This is a genomic window from Microcoleus asticus IPMA8 (assembly GCF_013179805.1).
Lineage (GTDB): Bacteria > Cyanobacteriota > Cyanobacteriia > Cyanobacteriales > Microcoleaceae > Microcoleus > Microcoleus asticus.
The window spans coordinates 75,533-83,795 of record NZ_SRRZ01000014.1; the positions used below are offsets into that span (position 1 = coordinate 75,533).

Genomic DNA, 8,263 nt, shown 5'->3' on the forward strand with positions numbered 1-8,263 from the left:
TTTTCCACTTGTTAACTCTGTCATAAGGAAGATATAAAAAAATATGTAATCTTTTTACATTTTGTCACTCGGGTGTGATATCATATCGTACTTTATTGTCATAGTATGAACCCCGTCCCAATCCTCGGGCGGAGGTATTTCCAAATACCTGAGGGAGCGCTCGATGTGAACTTCCACAGGTCGATCGCTAGGTCGTATCGCTAAAGCCGCTTCAAAACAACTAATAGCTTTATGAAAATTTCTAGCAATATAAGCATCCCTACCGTTGCTGTAAAGTTCCAAAAACCGAACGGTTTCCCCATCAATGGGTTCAGAAGTATTTTGCAGCAACTCGTAAATACCCACCGGCTGATTTTGGCCCTTAACCCGCACCTTGTCCAACTCTCGCACCCAAATCCCTTCGCGGCATAAACTGTATGTAAATTCGCTCAAAATGATATCGCAGCCGTACTCTTTTGTAAGCTGTTCCAATCGCGAGCTCAAATTCACCGCATCCCCGATTACCGTGTAATCCATCCGCTTTTGGGAACCAATATTTCCCGAAACCACTTCTCCAGAACTAATCCCAATTCCGAAACGAAACGGATCTTCGCCGGGGCGAGAATCATTAAACTCTTTCAAACGCCTGCGCATATCTAAAGCCGACTGCACCGCCATCCAACCGTGACTTTCCGGGGGATTCAGCGGCAGCGGCGCGCCGAACACGGCCATTAAAGCATCGCCGATAAACTTGTCTAAAGTTCCTTCGTGATGGAAAACGGCCTCCACCATCGTCTCAAAATACTCGTTCAGCAGCGATACCACCTCCGACGCTCCCAGATTTTCGGTGAGTGTGGTGTAGCCGCGAATGTCGGAAAATAAAATAGTAACTTCTTTGCGTTCGCCTACCATCAGGGTACCTTCGCCCAAAGCCATCACTTTATCTACGACTCCAGGAGTCAGGTAGCGGTACATCGTATTTTTCATCCGCTTTTCGCGGCTGATGTCTTCGAGTACCACTAAACCGCCGCGCACGCCGCCTTCTGGATTGATCAGCGGGTTGACAGTCAAATTCAAACTGCGTTCAATTACTTTAATTCGAGAGGCCGGGAGGGGCAGCGGACAATAAGGGTGATACCGGGCTGCATTGGGCAGCGAAAATAGAGATTGGGAATTAGCTAATTCTGCCAGCGCTACTTCTTCAGTCCAGGCGCTGTTTTCGCCCCAAGCGTAATATAAATTCGGGTCAGTGCGATCGGGCACAGCCAAAATGTAAGTTTCTTCTCCTATTTCTTCTTCTGTTTTTGCTGCTGCTGTTTCTGCGGAACAACAGGTTTTTTCCACCAACAGTCCCACTGTTAAACTTTGTTCGGGAACGTAATGTCTGGCAGCATTGTGGAGACTGTCTTCGAGTCGAAATTGCAAATTATCGATCGGCACAACTTCCCAAACATAGCGGTCGATCAGTTTTTCTTCCCAAATCTGGGGATTGTGTTTGCTTTTAGCTTGATTTACCGGACAGCCCAACAATTCCAGCGCCGCTTCGTTAATCGTTACAACTCGCCCCTGTAAATCCGTGGAAATTACTGCATCGGAAAGACTTTGCAGCATATCTTTTTGATACTGCTTTTCCACCATCACGTTCTGAAACAGTTGAGAATTTTGCAGCGCCATTCCTGCTTGGGAATTAAAAGCTCGCAAAAACTCTTCGTCGGAAGTGGTGAAAGTACCTTGGTTCTTATTAATTAGCTGAGTCACCCCGATCAGCTCACCTTTAGCGTTATGCACCGGCATACACAAGACAGTCCGAGTGCGGTATCCGGTTTGCTGGTCTGTAGAGGGGTCAAAGCGGGGATCGTCGTAAGCATCTGTAATATTTAGAGGTTGACCGGTCGAAGCCACGTAACCAGCAATTCCCTTATTAGCAGGAATGCGGATTTCCACCATCGTTTTGCCGTCGGCCTTGGCGACTTTTGTCCAGAGTTCGTTAGTTTCCCGATTTAACAAAAATAGCGTGCTGCGATCGGCCTGCATCAAGTCGCGAGCTTGATCCATGACAGCGCGCAAAGTTGTTTCCAAGTCAAGACTTTGACCCAAAGTGGTCGTCGCTCTCAACAGTGCGGCAACCCCTCGCTGGTTGCGGGCCACGACGTAGAAAGACTGACAGCTTTCGAGAATAATCCCGATCGAATCTGCAAAAGCCTGGAACTGCTCTTCGTCTTCCTCGCTAAAGGGGACATTGCCAGCTTTATTTAACAGTCTGACCACCGCTACGGGTTCGTGTTGGCTCTTGCTGCTAAAAATCGGCATACAGAGAATGGTCTCGATCTGGTAGCCCGGTGGTTCGTCTACTTCGGAATTAAAATGCTCGTGCGATCGAGCCGACGCGACATTTATCGATTTTCCGGTTGTTGCTACGTAGCCTAAAATGCCTGCATCCATCGGCAAACGAACTTCTAAATCTTCGCCAAGTGCATCGACTGTTTTGTGCCACAGTTGATTTTTGTTGGAGTCAACCAAAAAAATTGTTGTCCGGTCTGCTTGCAAAATTTGACCAATTTTGACAGTGAAGGCATCTAACAGTTGCTCTAAGAGAGTTTCGAGTGCTTCATTGTTAATCAGGTCCATCGCCCGGATAAATTGCTGAAATTCAGCCGTGATAAAGTCCAGCAGGCACACTAATTCAGGAACTGGCAGGCTCTTAACACGGGAGGTCAATGCCCCCATAAAATTGACTTGAGTCAGTGTAGCCAGAACGCTACCAGCATTGGAGAATGTCATGATTAACTGCTTTCTCAGAGGGGTAGACTGACCCGCAGGTCGATCGGCGCTTGATTCTGCTGCGGTACAAACGATTTAAGTTGTTTGGAAACGCGCCGACAGTCGCTTGTCGCTTTGATGAATCGTGAGCTCAACAGTGGCGCAGGCAACTTCTGTTTTTGTTACATATGCTCGATCAATCTTTTTTACAACCTCGATAATGATGAGGGTTCGTCAATTAAAGCTGAACTTGAGTTCGGAACACTGCTAGCCTGAAAATTAGCTCCCAAGCTTTCGTTCGATCGAGAGTGCAATGTAGATTTGACCCTCTGTGCTCGGCTGCTGCGCGGTGTGACTGTTTTAGCGCACTCGGCGACCGTATCCGGTTAGGTGAAGGGCGCTATGAAATCAGCGCGCAAGGCATTCCTACAGAGCTACTCATAGTTTAATGGTAAACGCAACACCACGATAGCTACGGTAATTTATGCAGCAAAAAAGTTATATCGCTCTTTGAGGAGATCCGTCCCCGCTACCCACTGACGATCGAACAGCGAAGCTAAACAGTCGGTGAGGTTTAAAGGTGCTACAGATGCTGAGATTTAGGCCGCTCTGGGCATAGACTGGGCAAATACCACCGATTGATAGTAGCGCTGCAGTTGTGCGGTGGCGGCTGCCCAACCCCAGCGTTCGGCTTCTCGGCGAGCGTTTTGGCGCAGGGTTTCCCGTTCTTCGGGATTCGCAAACAGACGCTGGGTGGCGGCCAGAGATCCTCCTTCGTCGGCGGGGTCAAATAAATATCCGTTAACGCCGTCGGTGACGATATCGGGAATTCCGCCGCTGCGCGCCGCCACTACGGGCGTCCCCGCAGCCATTGCTTCTAGGAGCACTAACCCCAAGGTTTCGGTGCGGGAGGGAAAAATGAAGGCGTCGGCCGATGCGTAAGCTGTTGCGAGTTCTTGCCCCTTGAGGTAGCCGACAAAATTAGTAGGGGTGCCGGCAAAATATTGTTCGAGGGTTTGGCGATGCGGGCCGTCTCCGACTAGGGCGAGGCGGGCGTCGGGAATCGCTGCGAGGACTGGTTTGATGCGTTCGATTTCTTTTTCTGCACCGAGGCGGCCGACGTACAGCAGCAGGGGACTGTCGGGGTTATTTTCCGAAAGGCGCGATCGCATTTCTCGACTGGCCAATTCGGGGACAAACATTTCAGTATCTACGCCCCGCTGCCACAAATCTACCCGATCGATCCCGTGGTTTCTGAGTTCTTCCACCATTGCTGTAGAAGTACACAAATTCAGTTCTGCTTGATTGTGGGCACCTTTGAGCAATTCCCACAATAAAGGTTCGAGGACTCCAAAACCGTAATGGTGCAAATATTTCGGCAAATGGGTGTGGTAAGAAGCCAAAATCGGAATGTTCAACTTTTTGCCGTAATATATACCGCCCAATCCCAAAATAGCGGGATTGACAACGTGAATAATATCCGGTTTAAACTGCTGTAATTGGCGACCGACAGCCGGAGAAGGAAGTGCCATTTTCAGTTCCGGGTACATCGGCAAAGGCAAACCCTCCACACCATAAATTCGGGCGCCTTTGTATTCTTTAATCCCATAATCTGGAGAAAATATCAGAACTTGTTCGCCCGCGCGCTGCAATTGATCTACAGTGTGAATCAGTCTGGTGACAATGCCGTCTATTTTCGGCAGAAAAGTTTCAGTAAAAAGAGCTATTTTCATAGTAAATTGTTTAGGAAACCGATAATCGTAGTTTCTGGGAGATGTCGGGGTCGGTAACAGGATACAATGTCTCGCAGGGGGTAAGTAATTGCGAGCTGTCGCCTCCTTTATATTGATGCTGTTGCTGCACGAATTCTGAAATATCCTCGATGTTAACAATCCATTCTCGCGCGTAACTGGCTAAAACACTGCCGCGCAAACCCAGTTGAATTGCCCGCCGTTCCAGTTTTGCTCCACTTGGGTGATGATCCGGGTCCCATTGCAGCCGTACAGTCGAATTTTTAACAGCTTGTTGCCATGATTTTTCGCTGCCATACACTGCTGGAACGAACTTAGAATAGACAGCGGATGCTAAAATTTCGTCAAAAGCCGATCGCTTCAGCCAAATAGCCAGAATTACTTCTTGTCCGGGTTTTGTTCCCCATTCCGATCGATACATCATCCACAGAAAATTGGGCTTAATCCAACTCATGCGATTCAGACTAAATTCCCCACCGAAATAACCTTGTTCCGCTGCAAAAAGACCGATCGCCGGACGGTAAGCTTGGTACACTACAACGGTATTTTCGTCAAATTGTGCCAGAATGTGACGACCTGTTTTCGGCCATTTACTTGTTTGGTTTAAGTATGGTTCGGTTCGCAGATTCATTCCCACTAATTACGATCGATATTTTTCTAACGGTAAGGTACAAACTCCGTGAATTCCAATAGATACAATTATCCCACCAACAAGTAATCCCACACCTTCGGCAAAGCAATTAATTCTGTGAATTTCCTGTGCAGTTTTAGCAATTAAGATTTCTTTTTCCCCAGCAGAAGGCGCTTAGCTAACGGGCGCGGTAATTTTGATTGCTCGCCGTTAGTGCAGCCCATTTCGGTATTAAATAATAAGCACAAACTGCACTCGCTAAAAACCCGGGCAGAACAATCAAAAGCAACCGAATAAGAATTCGACTTTTCACGGCTTTATGCCCAAAAAGCCAGCATTAAAAACCTTATGCCATTTTTCAATTAAGCGCAGAGGACGCAGAGAACACAGAGCAAAAAATAAAAAAGATAGATATGAAAAAAGTAATCTACACCGAAATTGATTCAGAACTTGCAAACATTTCTCCTCTCTTCCCTTTTTTTATCTTACTTCGCGCCCTTCGCGCCTTCGCGGTTCGTTAAAAAATCTCTTACCCCGCAGGTAGATACCAGAACTTACTTCCAAGAAACCTTCGGCAAAATCTGATTTTTATCGACGCGGTGCTGATATTTTGTGGCAAAATTCAGCAGAGAATCGAGCAGGGAATCTGAGAGGTAGTGCGGTTGCAAGCCGAGGTCTAGCAAGTTGGTGTTTTTGGCATTGAAATAATGTTCTTCTTTCTCGACTCTGGGATTTTCGATGTTGTTGATTTCTACTTTTAATCCCATTGCCGTGCCTGCTTTTTGCACCAATGAGGCTAAGTCGCCGACGCTGAATTGTTCGGTGAATTGGTTGAAGACGCGGAATTGTCCGGCTTCGGCGGGGTTGGCGATCGCCAATTCCACGCACCGCACGGTATCCCGAATGTCTAAGAAACTGCGGGTTTGTCCGCCAGTTCCGTAAACTGTCAGAGGATGACCGATCGCTGCTTGGATGCAAAATCTGTTCAAGGCTGTACCGAATACTCCGTCGTAGTCCAAACGGTTGATCAACAGTTCGTCCATGCCGGTTTCATCTGTGAGCACGCCGTAGACGACGCCCTGATTTAAGTCGGTGGCTCTTAAACCCCAGATTTTGCAAGCAAAATGGATGTTGTGGGAGTCGTGGACTTTTGACAGGTGGTAGAAACTGCCTGGTTGTTTGGGATAGGGTAGTGTATCCTTGCGGCCGTTGTGTTCGATCGTGATGTAGCCTTCTTCAATATCAATATTCGGCGTGCCGTATTCGCCCATTGTCCCCAATTTCACTAGGTGACAGTCGGGGAAATCTTCGCGGATGGCGTACAGCAGGTTGAGTGTCCCGACGACGTTATTGACTTGGGTGAGGACTGCGTGTTCGCGATCGATCATCGAGAAGGGGGCAGAACGCTGTTCGCCAAAATGGACGATCGCCTCTGGTGCAAATTTTCTCATGCTTTTGCTGAGAAAATCGTAGTTGGTGATGTCACCGACGAACAAGTCGATCGACTTGCCCGTTAAATCTTGCCATCGCTGGAGTCGTTGCTGAATCGGTGCGATGGGAGTGAGGGTGTCGCTGCACAGTTCCAGATCCCAGTGCCGCCGCACGAAGCTGTCGAGGATGCCAACTTCGTAACCCTTGTTAGAAAGGTAGAGTGCGGTTGCCCAACCGCAATAGCCATCGCCACCAATAACCAGGACTTTCATAAATCAACGGTGAATCTTGCTTGCCAATACTGGGTTAATGTACCAGGTAATGGTACATTCTGAACCTTTAATCAAGCGTGTTTGCCTAGGAGGGACTCTGTTTTTTTAGATTAAACCTGAATTTCGTCGGCGAAACTGGCCCGGCGCGTGAATTCAAAGGGGCCGGCCTGGGCTCCCCAGACGTGGGCGTCGGTTTCTGGGTCGCGTCCGCGATCGTGGCTAATAAATTTGTCTTGGTCAATCTCGAATTCGCTGTCTAGATAAGTTTTTTTGCCCTTTCTGACCACGGCACAGCCTTTTCCGGGTTCGACAAACCCTTTGAAGCTGTTGCCCGTCCACTGCGTAATAAAGGTGCAGCCCGGGAGCAGTGTCAGTTGTGCTTTTTTGATTTCTTGCAGCCGTTGCGGGTCGCGGGAAGCGCCGTAGAATTGTTCTTCGTTTTCTATGGCATAATTTTCGATGTCGATTCGATCGCCCACCGGGACTAATTTTAAAACTCGGACTCGGTACGGTACATTCAGTTCAATATCGTAGGCTTGTTCTAGGTACAAGCTGAGCCCATCCAGAACTTCGACGGGCAAAGGTCTCATGCAGACGCGGATGTGGGCGAAAAAGGGCGGATTTTCAAAGGCTTGGGCTTGGTTGCTGAAATCGGCGGCCATCCAGCGGCCGAGGGTGACGATATCGGTGGAATGAGTCATTTCGATTTTAGATTTTAGATTTTAGATTTTGGATTGAGGGAGTAGAAGTTATTTTAGGGGAAATTCAGGTGCGATAGCGCATGAGATACCCGACTTTTTCCAGAATTCGGGGATCTGAGTATTATGTTTTTTTATGGTGGGCTTACTTATCAGTCAATAATGAAACTACAACCAGTCGAATCCAGCACGATCGAAGCTGTAGGTTATGACGAAACAACGTCTACCCTCGAAGTTGTTTTCAATAGCGGGAAGACATATCGATATTTTGAAGTCCCGAATAATGTCTATCTAGAACTGATAGCATCAGACTCCAAAGGTAGTTATATGCTATCTAACGTTATTGACTGCTTTCCCTACGAACAAGTAAAGAAACGGCGACGATAAGTACGGCCTTAATCTAGGCTTGGGATACTTCTCATTTTCAAGGCGAATAAACCTCAGATTTAGCGTTATTCTCAAGATATTGCTGATAAGCTGCCTCATCTGCTCCAAACGAGTCGATCGAAACACGAGCACTCGGAACAGGCATCAACGGACTAGGTTTAGGTGCGTATTGACAATAACAGACAGCAATCATATAGCAATCCTAAATCAGTTGCAAATTAATCGGGCTTCACTAATCATGATTAAGTTGGTATTAATTCAGTTTTTTCAACAAAAAAGTTATACATATATAACTTGGGAAAATCAAAAACTTGACAATGAGTTACCAGCATAAATAATTTTTTAATCAGTGGG

At 47.4% G+C, this 8,263-nt stretch carries 6 protein-coding genes; 1 reads left to right on the forward strand and 5 read right to left on the reverse strand.

Annotated features, from left to right (window positions below):
• Window positions 1-54: 54 nt before the first annotated feature.
• The 5 genes from E5S67_RS05775 to E5S67_RS05795 form a co-directional block, all read right to left on the reverse strand.
• Window positions 55-2,760, reverse strand: coding sequence for a GAF domain-containing protein (locus E5S67_RS05775; protein ID WP_172186110.1), 2,706 nt, complete (start codon window positions 2,758-2,760; stop codon window positions 55-57).
• 578 nt (window positions 2,761-3,338) lie between these two features.
• Window positions 3,339-4,472 (reverse strand): glycosyltransferase family 4 protein, encoded by a 1,134-nt coding sequence (locus tag E5S67_RS05780; RefSeq protein ID WP_172186111.1) that lies wholly within the window; start codon window positions 4,470-4,472, stop codon window positions 3,339-3,341.
• Between the two features lie 10 nt (window positions 4,473-4,482).
• Window positions 4,483-5,121, reverse strand: coding sequence for a DUF4291 domain-containing protein (locus E5S67_RS05785; protein ID WP_172186112.1), 639 nt, complete (start codon window positions 5,119-5,121; stop codon window positions 4,483-4,485).
• Between the two features lie 554 nt (window positions 5,122-5,675).
• Complete coding sequence (locus E5S67_RS05790) at window positions 5,676-6,824, reverse strand: NAD-dependent epimerase/dehydratase family protein (RefSeq protein WP_172186113.1); 1,149 nt, start codon at window positions 6,822-6,824, stop codon at window positions 5,676-5,678.
• Window positions 6,825-6,934: 110 nt separating this feature from the next.
• Entirely contained in the window at window positions 6,935-7,525 is a 591-nt protein-coding gene (locus E5S67_RS05795) for a chromophore lyase CpcT/CpeT (protein ID WP_172186114.1), read from the reverse strand.
• Between the two features lie 159 nt (window positions 7,526-7,684).
• Here E5S67_RS05795 and E5S67_RS05800 point away from each other — a divergent pair, with 159 nt between their 5' ends.
• Window positions 7,685-7,909, forward strand: coding sequence for a KTSC domain-containing protein (locus tag E5S67_RS05800; protein WP_172186115.1), 225 nt, complete (start codon window positions 7,685-7,687; stop codon window positions 7,907-7,909).
• Window positions 7,910-8,263 lie beyond the last annotated feature (354 nt).

Bases quoted from the DNA above. Each gene is read 5' to 3' on its own strand.
- E5S67_RS05775 (WP_172186110.1), bottom strand. From the start codon at position 2,760: ATGACATTCTCCAATGCTGGTAGCGTTCTGGCTACACTGACTCAAGTC.
- E5S67_RS05780 (WP_172186111.1), bottom strand. From the start codon at position 4,472: ATGAAAATAGCTCTTTTTACTGAAACTTTTCTGCCGAAAATAGACGGC.
- E5S67_RS05785 (WP_172186112.1), bottom strand. From the start codon at position 5,121: ATGAATCTGCGAACCGAACCATACTTAAACCAAACAAGTAAATGGCCG.
- E5S67_RS05790 (WP_172186113.1), bottom strand. From the start codon at position 6,824: ATGAAAGTCCTGGTTATTGGTGGCGATGGCTATTGCGGTTGGGCAACC.
- E5S67_RS05795 (WP_172186114.1), bottom strand. From the start codon at position 7,525: ATGACTCATTCCACCGATATCGTCACCCTCGGCCGCTGGATGGCCGCC.
- E5S67_RS05800 (WP_172186115.1), top strand. From the start codon at position 7,685: ATGAAACTACAACCAGTCGAATCCAGCACGATCGAAGCTGTAGGTTAT.